The sequence below is a fragment of the Flavobacterium sediminilitoris genome (assembly GCF_023008245.1).
Taxonomy (GTDB): domain Bacteria; phylum Bacteroidota; class Bacteroidia; order Flavobacteriales; family Flavobacteriaceae; genus Flavobacterium; species Flavobacterium sediminilitoris.
Window position 1 is genome coordinate 1,629,736 of sequence record NZ_CP090145.1, and the last position, 16,865, is coordinate 1,646,600.

19 protein-coding genes and 1 tRNA gene are annotated in these 16,865 nt (G+C 29.6%); 14 read left to right on the forward strand and 6 right to left on the reverse strand.

Going from position 1 to position 16,865, the window contains the following annotated elements; genetic code table 11:
• Window positions 1–43: 43 nt before the first annotated feature.
• A tRNA-Phe gene (locus LXD69_RS07385) sits at window positions 44–116 on the reverse strand.
• 104 nt (window positions 117–220) lie between these two features.
• Here LXD69_RS07385 and LXD69_RS07390 point away from each other — a divergent pair.
• The 7 genes from LXD69_RS07390 to LXD69_RS07420 all read left to right on the forward strand — a co-directional run bounded on the left by LXD69_RS07390 (window position 221) and on the right by LXD69_RS07420 (window position 7,880).
• The gene (locus tag LXD69_RS07390; protein WP_246918565.1) at window positions 221–958 is read left to right on the forward strand and encodes a type III pantothenate kinase; all 738 of its coding nucleotides are present in this window, start codon (window positions 221–223) and stop codon (window positions 956–958) included.
• Window positions 951–2,207 (forward strand): hypothetical protein, encoded by a 1,257-nt coding sequence (locus LXD69_RS07395; protein ID WP_045969586.1) that lies wholly within the window; start codon window positions 951–953, stop codon window positions 2,205–2,207. Before LXD69_RS07390 ends, LXD69_RS07395 begins: the two co-directional genes overlap by 8 nt.
• A 23-nt stretch (window positions 2,208–2,230) precedes the next feature.
• Entirely contained in the window at window positions 2,231–3,604 is a 1,374-nt protein-coding gene (locus LXD69_RS07400) for a tetratricopeptide repeat protein (RefSeq protein ID WP_045969584.1), read from the forward strand.
• A gap of 7 nt (window positions 3,605–3,611) precedes the next feature.
• Window positions 3,612–4,169, forward strand: a complete 558-nt coding sequence (gene lptC, locus LXD69_RS07405) for an LPS export ABC transporter periplasmic protein LptC (RefSeq protein ID WP_045969582.1) — start codon at window positions 3,612–3,614, stop codon at window positions 4,167–4,169.
• 54 nt (window positions 4,170–4,223) lie between these two features.
• Entirely contained in the window at window positions 4,224–4,406 is a 183-nt protein-coding gene (locus LXD69_RS07410; RefSeq protein WP_045969580.1) for a hypothetical protein, read from the forward strand.
• A 3-nt stretch (window positions 4,407–4,409) separates the two neighbouring features.
• A complete protein-coding gene (locus LXD69_RS07415) occupies window positions 4,410–5,678 on the forward strand; it encodes a hemolysin family protein (protein ID WP_045969578.1) in 1,269 nt (422 codons plus the stop codon).
• A 99-nt stretch (window positions 5,679–5,777) separates the two neighbouring features.
• A complete protein-coding gene (locus LXD69_RS07420) occupies window positions 5,778–7,880 on the forward strand; it encodes a peptidylprolyl isomerase (RefSeq protein ID WP_045969576.1) in 2,103 nt (700 codons plus the stop codon).
• Window positions 7,881–7,938: 58 nt separating this feature from the next.
• Here LXD69_RS07420 and LXD69_RS07425 read toward each other — a convergent pair whose 3' ends face one another.
• Window positions 7,939–8,370 (reverse strand): Rieske (2Fe-2S) protein, encoded by a 432-nt coding sequence (locus tag LXD69_RS07425; RefSeq protein WP_045969574.1) that lies wholly within the window; start codon window positions 8,368–8,370, stop codon window positions 7,939–7,941.
• Between the two features lie 155 nt (window positions 8,371–8,525).
• Here LXD69_RS07425 and greA point away from each other — a divergent pair, with 155 nt between their 5' ends.
• Together greA and LXD69_RS07435 are read left to right on the forward strand one after the other, a co-directional pair.
• Window positions 8,526–9,002, forward strand: a complete 477-nt coding sequence (greA, locus tag LXD69_RS07430) for a transcription elongation factor GreA (RefSeq protein WP_045969572.1) — start codon at window positions 8,526–8,528, stop codon at window positions 9,000–9,002.
• 4 nt (window positions 9,003–9,006) lie between these two features.
• A complete protein-coding gene (locus LXD69_RS07435) occupies window positions 9,007–9,396 on the forward strand; it encodes an HIT family protein (RefSeq protein ID WP_045969569.1) in 390 nt (129 codons plus the stop codon).
• 124 nt (window positions 9,397–9,520) lie between these two features.
• Here the strand turns inward: LXD69_RS07435 and LXD69_RS07440 are convergent, their stop codons facing one another.
• The 3 genes from LXD69_RS07440 to aspS all read right to left on the reverse strand — a co-directional run bounded on the left by LXD69_RS07440 (window position 9,521) and on the right by aspS (window position 11,822).
• Window positions 9,521–9,721, reverse strand: coding sequence for a cold-shock protein (locus LXD69_RS07440; protein ID WP_045969567.1), 201 nt, complete (start codon window positions 9,719–9,721; stop codon window positions 9,521–9,523).
• Between the two features lie 75 nt (window positions 9,722–9,796).
• The gene (locus LXD69_RS07445; RefSeq protein ID WP_045969564.1) at window positions 9,797–10,030 is read right to left on the reverse strand and encodes a hypothetical protein; all 234 of its coding nucleotides are present in this window, start codon (window positions 10,028–10,030) and stop codon (window positions 9,797–9,799) included.
• A gap of 46 nt (window positions 10,031–10,076) precedes the next feature.
• A complete protein-coding gene (aspS, locus tag LXD69_RS07450) occupies window positions 10,077–11,822 on the reverse strand; it encodes an aspartate--tRNA ligase (RefSeq protein WP_246918567.1) in 1,746 nt (581 codons plus the stop codon).
• Window positions 11,823–11,917: 95 nt separating this feature from the next.
• Here aspS and LXD69_RS07455 point away from each other — a divergent pair, with 95 nt between their 5' ends.
• A complete protein-coding gene (locus tag LXD69_RS07455; protein ID WP_045969560.1) occupies window positions 11,918–12,922 on the forward strand; it encodes a TlpA family protein disulfide reductase in 1,005 nt (334 codons plus the stop codon).
• A gap of 155 nt (window positions 12,923–13,077) precedes the next feature.
• The gene (locus LXD69_RS07460; RefSeq protein ID WP_045969559.1) at window positions 13,078–13,422 is read left to right on the forward strand and encodes a toxin-antitoxin system YwqK family antitoxin; all 345 of its coding nucleotides are present in this window, start codon (window positions 13,078–13,080) and stop codon (window positions 13,420–13,422) included.
• Window positions 13,423–13,505: 83 nt separating this feature from the next.
• On the opposite strand, the gene LXD69_RS07465 is transcribed toward LXD69_RS07460, so the two are convergent.
• Window positions 13,506–14,651 carry a sensor histidine kinase gene (locus tag LXD69_RS07465; protein ID WP_246918569.1) on the reverse strand — a complete coding sequence of 382 codons (1,146 nt, stop codon included), beginning with the start codon at window positions 14,649–14,651 and terminating at the stop codon, window positions 13,506–13,508.
• Between the two features lie 172 nt (window positions 14,652–14,823).
• Between LXD69_RS07465 and LXD69_RS07470 the strand changes: the two genes are divergently transcribed.
• The 3 genes from LXD69_RS07470 to aat all read left to right on the forward strand — a co-directional run bounded on the left by LXD69_RS07470 (window position 14,824) and on the right by aat (window position 16,827).
• Complete coding sequence (locus tag LXD69_RS07470) at window positions 14,824–15,699, forward strand: flavin reductase family protein (RefSeq protein ID WP_045969555.1); 876 nt, start codon at window positions 14,824–14,826, stop codon at window positions 15,697–15,699.
• A gap of 9 nt (window positions 15,700–15,708) precedes the next feature.
• A complete protein-coding gene (locus tag LXD69_RS07475) occupies window positions 15,709–16,083 on the forward strand; it encodes a DUF3127 domain-containing protein (RefSeq protein WP_246918572.1) in 375 nt (124 codons plus the stop codon).
• Between the two features lie 108 nt (window positions 16,084–16,191).
• The gene (aat, locus tag LXD69_RS07480; RefSeq protein ID WP_246918574.1) at window positions 16,192–16,827 is read left to right on the forward strand and encodes a leucyl/phenylalanyl-tRNA--protein transferase; all 636 of its coding nucleotides are present in this window, start codon (window positions 16,192–16,194) and stop codon (window positions 16,825–16,827) included.
• Window positions 16,828–16,865 lie beyond the last annotated feature (38 nt).

Here is a 16,865-nt window from a genome sequence, read left to right on the forward strand (position 1 = left end):
CAGGAATAAACCTGTAAACTGTGCGCTTGAGAATTTAATTTTGTGGTACCTCCAGGAATCGAACCAGGGACACATGGATTTTCAGTCCATTGCTCTACCAACTGAGCTAAGGTACCATTGCTTTGTTTTAGCGAGTGCAAATATAGGATGCTTTTTTAAATATCCAAAACATTTTAAAGAAAAAATCATTTCGTATATTTGCAAACCGAAAAAAATAATCATGCTTTTAACTATAGATATTGGTAATACAAGAATTAAGTGTGCTGTCTTTGAGAATAATATGATTCTATATCAAGGTGTTTTCTTAAAAGAAGAAGCTTTAAAAAAAATTGAAAAAATTTTTAATGATTTTCCAAAAATATCAAATTCAATATCTTCTTCAGTCGGAAATTTAGATAATGATTGTTTTAATTTGATAAAAAACAACTCAGATTTAATGGTTGTAACTCCTCAGACGAAGTTGCCTTTTTCTAATAAATACAGCACTCCATTAACTTTAGGAATTGATAGAATAGTTCTAATGGCTGGAGCAGCAATACAATTTCCAAATAAAAATTGTTTAGTTATTGATGCAGGAACATGTATAACATACGATTTTATAGATGATGAAAATAATTATTTTGGAGGAGCAATATCTCCAGGGATAAATCTTAGATATAATAGTTTACACAATTACACAGCAAAATTACCGTTATTAAAAAAAGAACTTCCTGGTTTTTTTATTGGAAACTCAACAAATGAGTCAATTCATTCGGGAATTATTAACGGTGTGATTCATGAGATAGAAGGTTTTGCTTCACAATATTTTCATAAATATACAGATTTAACAATAATTTTAACAGGAGGCGATGCAGATTTTTTGGCTAAAAGATTAAAAAGCACCATATTTGCCAATTCAAATTTTCTAATTGAGAGTTTGAGCTTATTATTTACTTATGTACAAACAGAAAATGACTAAAAAATTAATAGTTTTTGTAGCGCTTATATTTAGTGTTATTGGTTACTCGCAAGAAAATACGTCTTCACCATATTCTTACTACGGATTAGGCGAGGTGAAATTTAGAGGGACACAAAGTTCAAGAGCAATGGGAGGTTTGGGTATTCAAGGAGATAGTATTAGTCTTAATCTGTTAAACCCTGCGTCATATTCGCATTTAAAATTGACAACTTTAGCTGTTGGAGGTACAACAACTTTTACGAATCTAAAGAATGAAACTGAAGATGGAAAAGCAAAAAGAACAAGTTTAGATTATTTAGCAATAGGTATTCCTATGGGTAAATTTGGAGCTTCGTTTGGGGTTTTACCATATAGTGCAGTAGGTTACAAGATTCAAAATGTAACAACAAATAATGAGGGACAACAAATAAAAAAGACTTTTTCAGGAGAAGGAAATGTTAATAAAGTATTTTTTGGAGGAGCATATTCGGTAAATAAAAATTTAAGTTTTGGTGCAGATGTTCAATATAATTTTGGTAATATTGAAAACGAAAGTATCGAAGGTCTTTCAATAGTGCAATTAGGATCGAGGGAGCGAAATATTTCAAAAATTTCTGGAGCATCATTTAACTTTGGAGGTTTGTATAATCGTAAATGGAATGAAAAAATAGATGTATATGCTAGCTTTGTATTTTCTCCTGAAGCAAGATTGAATTCTAGCAATGAAAGAAATCTAGCTACAGTTACTTATACAGCTAATGGAACAGAAGTTGTGAATGATGATATAGATATTAATGTGAATGATACTAAAATATCTATACCTACAAGAATGTTGTTTGGTTTAGGATTAGGAGAAAAAAATAAATGGATGTTAGGAACGGAAATTACTTTTCAAAGTAATAGTCAATTAACAAACAGATTTAATGATGCAGCCTCTTCTAATGTTACTTATAAAGACGGACAAAAATTTGTATTAGGAGGTTATTATATTCCTAAATATGACTCTTTTTCAAGTTATCTTAATAGAGTAGTTTATAGAGCTGGATTTAGATATGAAAATACAGGTTTAGTTATAAAGGATAAAGAAATTGATGATTATGGCATGAATTTTGGTTTAGGTTTACCACTAGGATTTTCAAAAATAGATATAGGTTTCGAAATTGGAGTAAGAGGAACTACATATTATAACTTAGTAAGAGAAAACTATTTTAACCTAAGTGTAGGTTTATCACTAAGCGACAAATGGTTTAAAAAACGTAAAATAGATTAATAAATTTTTAGAATTAGGATATAATGAAAACTAAATTATCTTTATTATTTGTATCAGCTTTAGGTTTTTTTGTAAATGCACAAAATAACGATGCTTGTACTGAAACTTTAAGTTTAATGGCATCTTCGGTAAAAGCGAAAGATCCAGCAGGATATGATTTCTTAACAACATTAAGAAAAGATTGCCCGTCTTTTGATAAAAGAGTGTATTCTTACGGAGAATTTGCAATCAAACAAAAAATTGACAATGCGGCTGATGAAGTGGAAAAAGAAAAGTATGTACGCGATTTGATGAGTTTCTATGATGAGAATTTTAAATATTTTCCAGAAACAAGTGGAAGTGTAGATATGAAGAAAGGATTAACATTGTTTAATTACAATGTTGGTACTAAAGATGAAATATATGCTTTCTTAGATAAAGCTTTTACAAATGACAAAGCTAATTTTGATTCAACAAGAGCATTATATGCTTATTTCGAAATCTTTGTTAAAGATTATGAAGCTGGAAACAAAGGAATCGCATTACAACAAGTATTTGATAAATATGATGATATTTTAGAGAAATTATCAATTCAAGAAAAGGAATATTCAGATGCAAAAGATGTTTTAATTGCAAAAGAAGAAGCAAATGAAACATTAGATACTAGAGAAGCTAAGGCAAAAGCACGATATGAAGCAAACTTAGAAGATATTGTAACTGTAACATCAAGTATGGATGCTATTATTGTTCAATTATCATCATGTGATAAATTAATTCCTTTTTATCAAAAATCATTTGAAGAAAATAAAGGGAACAAATTATGGTTACAAAGAGCAGCAGATCGTTTAGAAGCTAAAGAATGTGATAGTGATCCATTATTCTCTAAAATATCAGAGGCGCTTTATAAATTAGATCCTAGTGCAGATGCAGCATATAAATTGGGAGTTGTAGAATATCAAAAGAAAAATATTTCTAAAGCGATGGAATATTTTAACCAAGCAGCAAGTTTGTATACTGACAACACTAAGAAAGCAAATGTATACATGAAAATGGCTTCTATTTACACAAAATCAAGTAAAAGCCAAGCTCGTACTTATGCTAGAAAAGCACTTCAAGTTAAACCATCTTATGGTAAAGCATATTTGTTAATTGCACAATTATATGCGAGTAGTTTAAATGACTGTGGAGGAGATCAATTTGAAAGAAGAGCTATGTATTGGTTGGCAGCACAATATTGTGATAAAGCAGCATCAGTAGATTCTTCTTTAAAAGCATCAGCAAGTAGTAGAGCGGCAGGATATAGAGCTGCAGCACCTTCAAAATCTGAGATTTTCAGCAACCCTAAAGGGAATATGTCTGGTAAAAGAATTTCATTTAATTGTTGGGTAGGAGAAAGCGTAATCGTTCCTACTTTGTAATACGAATATGAAAAAAACTAGAAATAGAATATTTAATATAGTCACAGTAAGTATTATTGTGGCTATATTTTTTTCATGTGAAGGTTCATTAAAAGATGTGCAAAAATTTAATCGCTCTTCCTTTTTGCCTTCAGGAGAAGCAGATTCTATTAATTTGAAATACACAGATTCAGGAAAAATAAAATCTATACTTAGAAGTAAAAGAATGTTAGACTATAGTAATATAGAGAACGCTTTTACAGAATTTCCAGAAGGAGTTGTAGTTACGATGTTTGATGACAAAGGTAAAACAACTATCATAGAATCGAATTATGCAATCTCATATAAAAAAACAGAGATTATAGATTTGCAAGGAGATGTTACAATAACATCTAGTGATGGAAAAAAACTAGAAACTTCCCAGTTATATTTCGATCAAAAAAATGAATGGTTCTTTACAGAGAAGCATTTTAAATACACAGATAATGAAGGAGGATTTCTTCAAGGTCCAGGTGTAGATTTTAGTAAAGATTTTAAAATCTTTAATATGCAAACCAGTAGTGGTGAGATCAATAGTGCAGAATAAAACAATTTCTTTTTTGTCAATAAATTTCCTTATTTTTGATGAAAATTTGATAAAATGAATTATTTAAAATTTATACAATATTTCTATTTAGCTTTTGGTGTTTTCTTTTTGTACGACGCTTTTACAAAGTATCAAAACAATGAGAATTATATTATGAGTATTGCAATTGCAGTAGTAGCAATAGGAATGTTTTTCTTTAGGAGACATTTTTATAATAAGCATAAAAATCGTCAATAATCTATGGAAATAGCTATAATAGTTATTTGTTTACTGCTTTCTGCTTTTTTCTCTGGAATGGAGATAGCCTACGTTTCATCAAACAAGGTGTATTTGTCAATAGAAAAAAAGCAACACAATTTTAACGCAAGAATCTTATCTAAGCTAACAGAAAAACCATCTCAATTTATTACCTCTATGTTAGTAGGTAATAATGTAGTGTTAGTGGTATATGGTATATATTCGGGTGACTTGTTGATGAATTGGATAACATCATTTAGCTATACTTTTTCACCATTTATAAATCTTTTACTTCAGACATTGCTTTCAACTGCAATAATTTTAATGACAGCAGAGTTTTTGCCAAAAGTATTCTTTCAAATATATGCAAATTCGTTTGTTAAATTATTCGCAGCACCAGCTTATATTTTCTACCAATTATTTTTTTGGGTTTCTAAATTTATTATTTGGATTTCCGATTTTATATTGAAAAAATTTTTTAAAACAGATGGAGATCAGGTTCAAGATTACTTTAGTAAAGTAGAATTAGGAAATTATATTAGCGAACAAATGAGTAGTATTTCTGAAGATCATGAAATTGACTCCGAGATACAAATTTTTCAAAATGCATTAGAGTTTTCTGATTTGAAAGCACGAGATATCATGACACCGCGAACTGAAATTTCAGGAGTAGATATACTGGATTCTGTTTCAGAGTTAAAAGAACTTTTTATAAATACTGGATACTCTAAAATTATAGTATATCAAAATTCAATTGACGATATTTTGGGATATGTTCATTCATTTGAGCTGTTTAAAAAACCAAAAACAATCAAATCAGTAATGATGCCTATTGAATATGTTCCAGAAACGATTTTTGTAAAAGACTTATTGGATATCTTGACAAAAAAGAGAAAAAGTATGGCGGTAATTCTTGATGAATATGGAGGAACTTCAGGAATTGTTACCGTTGAAGATATAATTGAAGAATTGTTTGGAGAAATAGAAGACGAACACGATTTAGATGAAGAACTAATCGATGAAAAAATAGAAGAAAATGTTTTTTTATTTTCAGGCAGACTCGATGTGGAGTTTATAAATCAAAAATATAATTTATCAATTCCAGAAAACGATTCGTACAGTACATTAGGAGGATATATTGTTCATAATACGAAAGAAATACCTCAAAATGAAGAAAAAATAAAGATAGAAAATTTTGAAATCACCATCCATTCTGCGTCAAATAAAAAGATTGAATTGGTTAGACTTTCAATTCTAGAAGAAAAACAATAAGAAAAAGACAAAAAATTAATATAAATTATAACTTTTCTATTTTATTATTAAATAGATAATTGTATTTTCGCCCACTGAATAAAATTAAATTAATATAAAATGGCAGTTTTATCTAAAATTAGACAACGTTCATTCTTTCTAATCGTAATCATTGCTTTGGCTTTGTTTTCATTCGTTTTAGCAGATGTTATTAAAAATGGGAGTTTTGGTTCGGACTCAAGTAATGTAGGATCTGTAGATGGGACAGATATTGTTGCTCAGCAATTCATGCAAAAAGTAGCTCAAGTTGAAAAACAATCTCAACAACAAGGGCAAAATATGAGTTCAACACAAGCTATGAATAGCGTGTGGGAACAAGAAGTAAGAAGTGTTTTAGTAGGAAAAGAAATAGAGAAAATAGGACTAGGTATTGGTAATGAGCAGGTTATCAATGTTGTTAAAACAAATCCATATTTTTCTCAAAATCCTCAATTTTTAAATGACGCAGGAAAATTTGATGAAAATAAATTCAAAGAATTTGTAAAATCAATTAAAAATGATCCAAATCAAGATCGTTGGGTACAATGGAAGCAATTTGAAGAGGATGTTGCAAAATCAGCTGTAGAACAATTATATTACAATATGATTAAAGGTGGTGTATACACTACTAAAGCAGAAGGTAAATTCAAACATGAATTAGATAATAAAAAAATAGATTTTGATTATGTTACTGTTGGTTTTTCAACTATAAATGACGATCAAGTTAAAGTTTCTGATGATGAAATCATGGCATACATGAAAAAAAATCCTAAGAAATACAAGTCAGATGATACAAGAACTATTGATTATGTTTTTATTGAAAACAAACCATCTGAACAAGATGAAAAAGATTTAGAAACTAAATTTTACGGATATGTGAATGGAGTTGCTAATGGAAAAGATTCAATTCCAAGCTTTAAAGATGTTAAAAATGAAAATGTAATAGCTTTTGTTAACAAAGAATCAGAAATTCCTTTTGACTCTACTTATGTTACTAAAAAAGATTTACCAATAGATTCTCAAGAACAATTGTTTAATTTGTCTACTGGAGAAGTTTTCGGACCTTATGTGAATAATGAATACCAATCATTATCTAGATTAATGGGAAGAAAATCTAACGCAAGTGCAAAAGCAAGTCATATTTTATTAGCATATGAAGGAGCGCAAAATTCAAGTGCAACAAGAACTAAAGAAGAAGCGCAAGCATTAGCAAATAGTTTAATGGCTCAAGCGAAATCAAATCCAGCTAATTTCGCAATGTTAGCATCTACAAACTCAGATGATCCAGGTTCAAAAAATAATGGTGGAGAATATGATAATATCACACCAGGTCAAATGGTTCCTACTTTTAATGATTTTGTATTTAACAATCCAGTAGGAGCAATAGGGGTTGTAGAAACAGATTATGGATTTCATGTAATTAAAGTTTCAGCAAAATATGATGCAGTACAATTAGCGACAATTTCTCAAAAAATTGAACCGTCAAGCACTACAATTGATGCAATATATAATAAGGCAAGTAAATTTGAAGCAGATGCTAATGAGAAAAGCTTTGAAGAAGTGGCTAAAGCATCAAAATTGACAATAGTTCCAGCTTCTAATATTAAGCCATCAGATGAGTTTATTCAAGGATTAGGAGCGCAAAGAGAGATAGTTCGTTGGTCATTTAATGAAGATACAGAAATTGGTACTATTAAGCGTTTTGAAACACCAAAAGGATATGTAATTGCGACATTAAAAAGCAAAAATGATTCAGGATTACTTGCTATGGATGTTGCAAAAGAATCTGTAGGAGTAATATTAAGAAACGAAAAGAAAGCTGAATTAATCAAGAAAAAAATGTCAGGTTCTTCATTAGAAGATGTGGCTAAAGTTTCAGGAGGATCAGTTCTTTCGGCTACTAATGTTTCATTAGGAACTCCAGTAATTCAAAATGTTGGTTCAGAATCAAAAGTAGTAGGTACGGCATTTAGCTTAGCAGAAGGAAAAACTTCAAAATTGATTGTAGGGAATACAGGAGTTTTTATGGTAAAAGCTAAGAAAGTTGTAGCGGCTCCTGCTGTAGATAATTTTACTTCCTTTATAACTCAAGAGAAATCTCAGCAAGCGTCATCTTCACAAATTAGAGCATATCAGGCTATTAAAGAGAAGTCAAAAATTAAAGATAATAGAGCTAATTTTTAATTAGAGATTTATAAAATAAAAAAATCCGATGTGAAATTTCACATCGGATTTTTTTATTTTAATTATATACTTTTAAGGTTCTGGAGTTAACTACTTGTACTCTGTATTGTTTCATTGGATATTCTTTTCCAGGTGCTTGGCCAGTGAAGAAACTATATTCCGTGTCGTCACATGAACAAAGTGCCTTAATTCCGTTTATTGTCATGGTTGAGCAATTGCTTAAAGGTTGATTCGGACAAGCGGCATCAAAAGCCACATAATTTCCGCCACCAGCATTAAAAACGAAAATACCTCTAATACCTGCTAACCCATTATTTACGTAAACAGCATTAGTGTCATACAGTAATTGATTGTATTGAGGTAAATTAAGGTTTAGTGTAACGTCTACTGGGTAATTAGGTAAATATGGGTTGTTGTTATTCACTCGGTCATCTTTGCTACAACCTAGCGATACACCTAATAATATAAAAAATATGATACTTTTTTTCATTTTAATGGAATAAATTTAATATATCAAAATTAATTTATTTAAATTTGACTAACTATAAATATAGCAAAAAATAATTTTAAAATAATAATTACTACCTTTGTAGAAAGGAATCCCATTTCGATGGGATTCTTTCTATTTATATAAATAATGAACTTATGAGTACAGTATCTTATTACACAGCAGAAGGGTTAAAGAAACTTAGAGACGAAGTGGATCATTTAAAAAGTATTGAAAGACCAAAAGCATCACAAGCTATTGCAGAAGCAAGAGATAAGGGTGATCTGTCTGAAAATGCCGAATATGATGCAGCAAAAGAAGCGCAAGGATTACTTGAAATGAGAATTTCTAAAATGGAAGAACTTTTAGCAAATGCTCGTTTAATAGATGAATCACAATTAGATCTTTCTAAAGCACTTGTTCTATCTACAGTTAAAATAAAAAATAAGACTAATGGAATGGAAATGACATATACATTAGTTGCTGAAAGTGAAGCAGATTTAAAAACAGGCAAGATTTCAGTTACTTCTCCAATAGGAAAAGGATTATTAGGAAAGAAAGTAGGTGAAATAGCTGAAATTAATGTGCCAAATGGGACATTACAGTTTGAAATTATAGAAATTACAAGAAATTAATAATATGGCTTCTATTTTTACTAAAATTGTAAACGGTGAAATACCTTGTTATAAAATTGCAGAAGATGAAAATTTTCTTGCTTTTTTAGATGTTAATCCAAATGCTAAAGGACACACATTGTGTATTCCAAAGCAAGAAATCAATAAAATTTTTGACATGGAGGAGGAACTTTATCTAGGATTAATGTCATTCTCTAGAAAAATTGCAAAAGCATTAGAAAAAACAATTGAATGTAAGAGAATAGGAGTTGCAGTAGTTGGTTTAGAAGTTCCACATGTACATGTACACCTTATTCCGCTACAAGATATGGATGATATGCGTTTTCAGAGAAAAGTAAAACTTGAGAAAAGCGAATTTGAAGATTTAGCGAAAAAAATTCAAGAAAAAATATAAATAAAAATCCTACAATTGTAGGATTTTTTTATTTTATATAAAGAGATATTAAAAAATATAGCATACAAAAAATCCTGCAATTGCAGGATTTAATCTTTCTAGGTAACCAAAAAATAATAGTATATTAGTCTTCGATAACTACTACTTGAGCAGCTACTTTACCTTTTCTTCCTTCTTCTTCTTCGTAATTTACTCTTTCTCCTTGAGTTAATGACTCAACTCTCATTCCACTAGCGTGTACGAAAATATCTTTTCCTGTTTCTTCATCAGTGATGAAACCGTAACCTTTTTCTTCATTGAAGAATTTAACTGTGCCTGTTCGCATTTTGTAATATAAAATAATTAATAATATTCAAAGATATACTTATTTGTGAAACAAACACCTTTTTGAGTAAAAAAATTATTGATTTTCAGACTTTTCCTTTTTTTGATTGGTGTTTTTTAATACATAATCTTTAATATTTTTGTTACGATATCGATGATAAATGAATAAAGGCATTAATACTAAAGATAAGATTAGTACACCAATTCCAATCCATTTATCTCCATCACTATTTCCTGAATTTTTAAGAAAATAGCCATATCCTACAAGGGCAAAAAAGGATAGAAGTAATAATCGAAGTATGTATTTCATTTTTTAGTTATATTAAAAAGGACTCTAAAAAGAGTCCTAATAAGATTTATTTTAATTTAATATGTAATTCTTCTAATTGTTTATCATCAATTTTTGCAGGAGCATCAATCATAACATCTCTTCCAGAATTATTTTTTGGGAAAGCAATAAAATCGCGTATTGTTTCTTGACCACCTAAAATAGAAACTAATCTATCTAAACCAAAAGCTAATCCACCATGAGGAGGAGCTCCAAATTCGAAAGCATTCATTAGGAAACCAAATTGTGCTTCTGCCTCTTCTTTACTAAAGCCTAATAAATCAAACATTCTAGATTGTAATTCTTTATCATGAATACGGATTGATCCACCACCTATTTCGTTTCCGTTTAAAACCATATCATAAGCATTTGCTCTTACTTTTCCTGGTTCTGTTTCTATTAATTTAATGTCTTCAGGTTTAGGAGAAGTAAAAGGATGATGCATAGCATGATAACGAGCACTTTCTTCATCCCATTCTAATAGTGGAAAATCGATAACCCATAATGGAGCAAATTCATCAGCTTTACGTAAGCCTAAGCGAGTCGCTAATTCCATACGTAATGCACTTAATTGACCTCTTGTTTTATTTGCTTCACCTGAAAGGACTAAAATTAAATCTCCAGCTTTTGCATTGGTTGCTTCAGCCCATTTTTTTAAGTCTTCTTGATCGTAAAATTTATCTACTGATGATTTGAAAGTTCCGTCTTCTTCGCATTTTACATAAACCATTCCTAATGCACCTACTTGCGGACGTTTTACCCATTCAATTAGAGCATCAATCTCTTTTCTGGAATAAGAAGCACATCCTGGAACAGCAATTCCAACTACTAATTCAGCAGTATTAAATACAGGGAATTCTTTATGTTTTGCAATTTCATTTAATTCACCAAATTTCATGTCAAAACGAATGTCTGGTTTGTCATTTCCGTATGTTTTCATTGCGTAATCATACGTGATTCTTGGGAATTTATCTACATTTATTCCTTTAATTTCTTTTAATAAATGGCGAGTTAATCCTTCAAACATATCTAAGATGTCTTCTTGCTCAACAAAAGCCATTTCACAATCTATTTGTGTAAATTCAGGTTGCCTATCTGCACGTAAATCTTCATCACGAAAACATTTTACAATTTGAAAATATTTATCCATTCCACCTACCATTAATAACTGTTTAAAAGTTTGTGGAGATTGTGGTAAAGCGTAAAATTGCCCTTCATTCATTCTACTTGGCACTACAAAATCTCTAGCACCTTCTGGAGTAGATTTAATTAAATAAGGAGTTTCAATTTCACAAAATCCTTTATCTGAAAGAAATTTGCGAACTTCCATACTTACTTTATGACGAAATAATAAATTATTTTTTACAGGATTCCTTCTGATATCTAAATAGCGATATTTCATTCTAATATCTTCTCCACCATCTGTTTCATCCTCAATTGTGAAAGGAGGAAGCATTGCTTCGTTTAGTATTGTAAGTTCTGAAACTAGAATTTCAATTTCTCCTGTTGGAATGTTTTTATTTTTAGACTCGCGCTCAATTACTTTTCCTTTAATTTGAATAACAAATTCTCTACCAAGTGATTTTGCTTTTTCAAAAACAGACTTATCCGTTCTCTCTTCATCTAAGATTAATTGAGTAATTCCGTAACGATCACGTAGATCTATCCAAACCATAAAACCTTTATCACGAGATTTTTGTACCCAACCTGCTAATGTTACTTCCGTATTGATGTGTGAAGCATTTAATTCTCCACAAGTATGACTTCTATACATTTTCTTAAATTTTATGCAAAAGTAATAACAAATATTAATTTTATAGCTTAAATTTATTAGATTTGATTTTTATTTTTTAACTCAATTTAGGATTTATGAAAAAAGTATTAATGTTATTTTTATTTGCTGTTTTATCTACTTACGGACAAAATAGTACTGAATTTGTTTTGTTTCAAGGGAAAATTGCAAATCGAAATTCAGATTCAATTGTTTTATCTTCAGGTAGAAGCTTCAAAAAAACAATAAAACTGAATAAAAAAGGAGAATTTAAAGATAAAATTGAAATTCCTGCTACTGGTTTATTTCGATTTTTCGATGGAACTGAAGGAACGTTATTATTCTTAAAAAACGGGTATGATTTAAAGTTAGCAATGGATGCAAAGCAGTTTGACGAATCTATTGTTTATAAAGGAGAAGGAGCTAAAGAAAATAATTATTTAGCGCAAAAAGCATTGTTGGATGAAGTTTTTCAGAATGATTTAGAAGCTCTTTTAGAAAAAGATGAAGCTATATTTGCTAACAGTTTAGAAAAGAAGAAAAGTGGAGATCTAGAAAAACTAGGTAATGCAGGGATAGATGAAGAATTAGCTAGTATTGTTAAATCAATTATTGAGCAAGAATCGGCTATGTTGACTCAATATTATAATCAAAAGAAAAAAGCGAATGAGATGAATGGTAAACCAAGTCCTTCGTTTAGTTTTGAAAATCATAAAGGAGGAATTACAAAATTAGAAGACTTTAAAGGGAAATATGTATATATAGATGTTTGGGCAACTTGGTGTGCACCTTGTAGAGCAGAAATTCCTTTTTTGAAAAAAATTGAAGAAGAATTTAAAGGAAAAAATATTGAGTTTGTAAGTATTTCTATTGATACTAAAAAGGATTATGAAAAATGGAAGAAATTTGTATCTGATAAAGAATTAGGAGGTGTTCAATTAGTTGCTGATAATGATTGGAACTCGGATTTTGTAAAAGCTTTTGGAATTAATGGAATTCCTAGATTTATATTAGTTGGCCCTGACGGGAATGTTGTATATTCTGATGCTCCAAGGCCTTCATCAGAAGGATTGTCAGCTAAATTAGAAGACCTTCTTAATTAATTTTTTTAAAAGAAAAGACATTAACCAATGCGTTTGCATTGGTTTTTTTATGATTCTTTTCCAATGTTACCAAATTGTTAAGTAAATGTTTTTTTAATGTAAAATATTTTGTTATATTTGTTATAGAATAATTTAACCTATTAAAAGACAGTCTTATGAAAAAGATAATAATTACAGGAGCTTTATTAATTTCGAGTTTTATTTTTGCTCAAAATGTTGAACCAAAATTTGAAGTAGTTGATAAAATGGTTAAAGCAACATATTATCATGATAATGGTCAGGTTAAACAAGAAGGTTTTTACTTAGATGGAAAATTACATGGAAAGTGGGTTTCTTATAATGATAAAGGAGTGAAAGAAACTATTGGAGAATATGATAAAGGAGATAAAGTAGGGAAATGGTTTTTTTGGAATGCAAATCAATTAAGTGAAGTAGACTTTTCTAACAGTAGAATTGTTGAAGTTAAGAAATGGTCTAGTGAGTCGCTAGTAAAAAATTAATATTATTTTTTGTATAAATAGTTAAAAAAGAAGGATGGAAATTATTGCCATCCTTTTTTGCGTCATTATTTGATATAAAAAAACTACTTTAAATAGCTTACCTGAATAGTTGTTCCTTTACCTATTTCAGAAGCAATTACTTTTATTTTTCCGTTATGATATTCTTGTACAATTCTTTTAGTAAGTGAAAGTCCTAATCCCCAACCTCTTTTTTTGGTAGTAAATCCAGGTTCAAATATTTTTGTAAACTGATTTTTAGGTATTCCTTTTCCAGTATCTGATATTTTTATCTTTACAATATTGCCAGAATCTTCAATCATGATGTCTAACTTCCCTTTTCCTTTCATTGCATCAATTGCATTCTTAACAAGATTTTCAATAGTCCAACTATGTAATATAGAATTCATAGGAATAGGTATGGGATAATTTGGAGCAGAAAAGTTAAAAAGAACATGTTTTGATGTTCTGGATTTTAGATATTCAAAAGAATTTTTAGTTTCTTCTACGATATTTAGATTTTCTAGAATAGGTTCACTACCTATCTTTGAAAATCTGTCAGTAATAGTTTGTAGTCTATTGATGTCTTTTTCTATTTCTTCAATAGTACTTTCTTCAACATTGTCTAATTTTAAAATTTCAAGCCAACCAATTAAAGATGATAAAGGAGTACCTATTTGATGAGCAGTTTCTTTTGCCATTCCAGCCCATAGTTTATTTTGAGTTGCCATTTTTGTGGCTCTATAAAAGTTATAAACAACTGCTCCAAAAAGAATAATAATTAAGATTAAGGCAATAGGGTAGTATTTTAGTTTGTTTAGTAAAGGAGAATTGCCATAATATATTAAACGATAATTATCATCAGAAAGTGACATTTTGATAGGCTGGTTTTCTGATTTGATTTTTTCAAAAAGTTTCTTTAGTTTGATACTGTCTTTAGTAATTTCTTCCTCAATATTATTATGATTTAAGATAACTCCACTACCATTTGTTTCAATCATTGGATTAGAATTATTTGTACTTATAAGTTGAAAGGGTAAATCTACATCAGTAAATTCATTAGCATTTGCCAATGTTTTTTGAGCAGAAGCCCAAAGTTCCATTTTTGTACGTTCATCAGTTTTGAAAATTTGAAAAAAGGTATATGTATTCCAAAGTATAACAATTACAATGAGAAAAGAAGCTAATATAATAAACCAACGAGTTAATTCTCGCTTTTCAGAAAATCGCATAAAAAATATTTGTTAGTAAAAGTACTGAAAAAGTAACAAATCATTAACGTACAAAACGTTGCTTTTACATATATATTTTATTTTTTAAAGTAAAAGATAAAGATTTTATATAAATAGCTTTTCAATTTGGCACCATATTAAAATTGTGTAATTTTGTAAAAATCTTTTCAAAATGATATCAATAAATCCGAAAGAAATTTCATCTGCAAAATTACAAGGCTATTTACAAGGTGCTGTTGCTCCAAGACCAATTGCTTTTGCAAGTACAATAGATGAAAATGGAATTCCTAATTTATCACCATTTAGTTTCTTTAATGTTTTTAGTTCAAATCCTCCAATCTTGATTTTTTCTCCAGCAAGAAGAGTAAGAGATAATTCGATAAAACATACTTTAATAAATTCAAAGAAGACAAAAGAAGTTGTTATTAATGTTGTGAATTATGATATTGTACAACAAATGTCTTTATCAAGTACAGAATATCCAGATGGTGTAAATGAATTTTTGAAATCAGGTTTAACAATGATAAAATCAGATGTAGTAAAACCATTTAGAGTAGCAGAAAGTCCTGTTCAATTTGAATGTGTTGTGAATGAGGTTATTGCATTGGGAGACCAAGGAGGAGCAGGGAATTTGATTATTTGTGAAGTAGTTAAAATTCATATAAATGAAGCGGTTTTAGATGAAAATGGAGCAATTGATCAGTATAAAGTAGATTTAGTTGCCAGAATGGGAGGGAATTGGTACAGTAGAGCAAATAAAGGAATGTTTGAAGTAGAAAAGCCAATATCAACACTAGGAATAGGGGTGGATAATGTACCAGATTTCATAAAAGAAAGTTCTGTTTTTGAGGGTAATGATTTAGGAAAATTGGGAAATATTGAAGCGATTCCATCTGAAGAAGAAATTACTATCTTTGCAAAAGATAATTTTGAGATAAAAGCAGTTTTGAGTTCAGACGACGAATTAAAGAAACATGAATTAGCAAAAAAATATTTAGATAATAATGAAGTTTTAAGTGCTTGGAAAGTACTTTTGGCGAACAAATAAATTTTAAAAATGGAAGTAACAGGTAGAGTAAAAGTAATTAATCCAGTACAACAAATAAGCGCAACGTTTAAGAAAAGAGAGTTAGTTGTAACAACGGAAGAACAATATCCACAACATATAATGATTGAGTTCACGCAGGATAAAACAGATTTATTAAATAATTATAATCCTGGAGAACAAGTAAAAGTATCGATTAATTTAAGAGGAAGAGAATGGGTTAATCCACAAGGAGAAACTAAATATTTTAATTCAATACAAGGTTGGAGAATTGAGAAAGTGCAAGCAGAAGCACCATCAAATCAAGTTCCTCCTATGCCAGCTGCTGATGCTTTTGAGCCAGCAACGAACTTCAATGAAGAAGAGCATGACGATTTACCTTTTTAAAAGAAAAATAGAGTAAAGAGCAAAGAATAAAGAAAACCATTCTAATTTTAGAGTGGTTTTTGTGTACTTATTCTTTTCTCTTTTTTCTCTCATCTATATTTTATAAAAATGTATTTTCTAACAAAAGAACTTTATTTTCCGCCTGTTGATGAAGCAACGCCTGATGGTGTTTTAGCTGTTGGAGGTGATTTATCTATAGAAAGATTACAACTAGCTTACAAAAGCGGAATTTTTCCATGGTTTGAAGATGATGAGCCTATTCTTTGGTGGTCACCACCTGAAAGAATGGTTTTGTTTTTTGAAGACTTAAAAGTGTCTAAGAGTATGAGAAATGTACTCAATCAAAATAAGTTTAAGGTAACATTTAATACAGCTTTTAGAGATGTAATTACCAATTGTAAAAAAGTCATTAGAAAAGATCAACCAGGAACTTGGATTACTAATGAGATGGTGGAAGCTTATTGTAAATTAAATGAAATAGGTATTGCAAAAAGTATTGAAGTTTGGCAAGAGGATGAATTAGTTGGAGGTTTATATGGAATAGATTTAGGTCATGTTTTTTGTGGAGAAAGCATGTTTTCCAAAGTCTCCAATGCTAGTAAAATAGCTTTTATTTATTTGGTAAAGCATTTAGAAAAAAATAACTATAGAATTTTAGATTGCCAAGTTTATAATGATCACTTAGCCTCTTTAGGTTGTGTGGAAATTGATAGGGAAGATTTTATGATGATTTTAAATTATTAAATTATGATAGTTTTTTTAACGGGTGATATTTCGGGTTT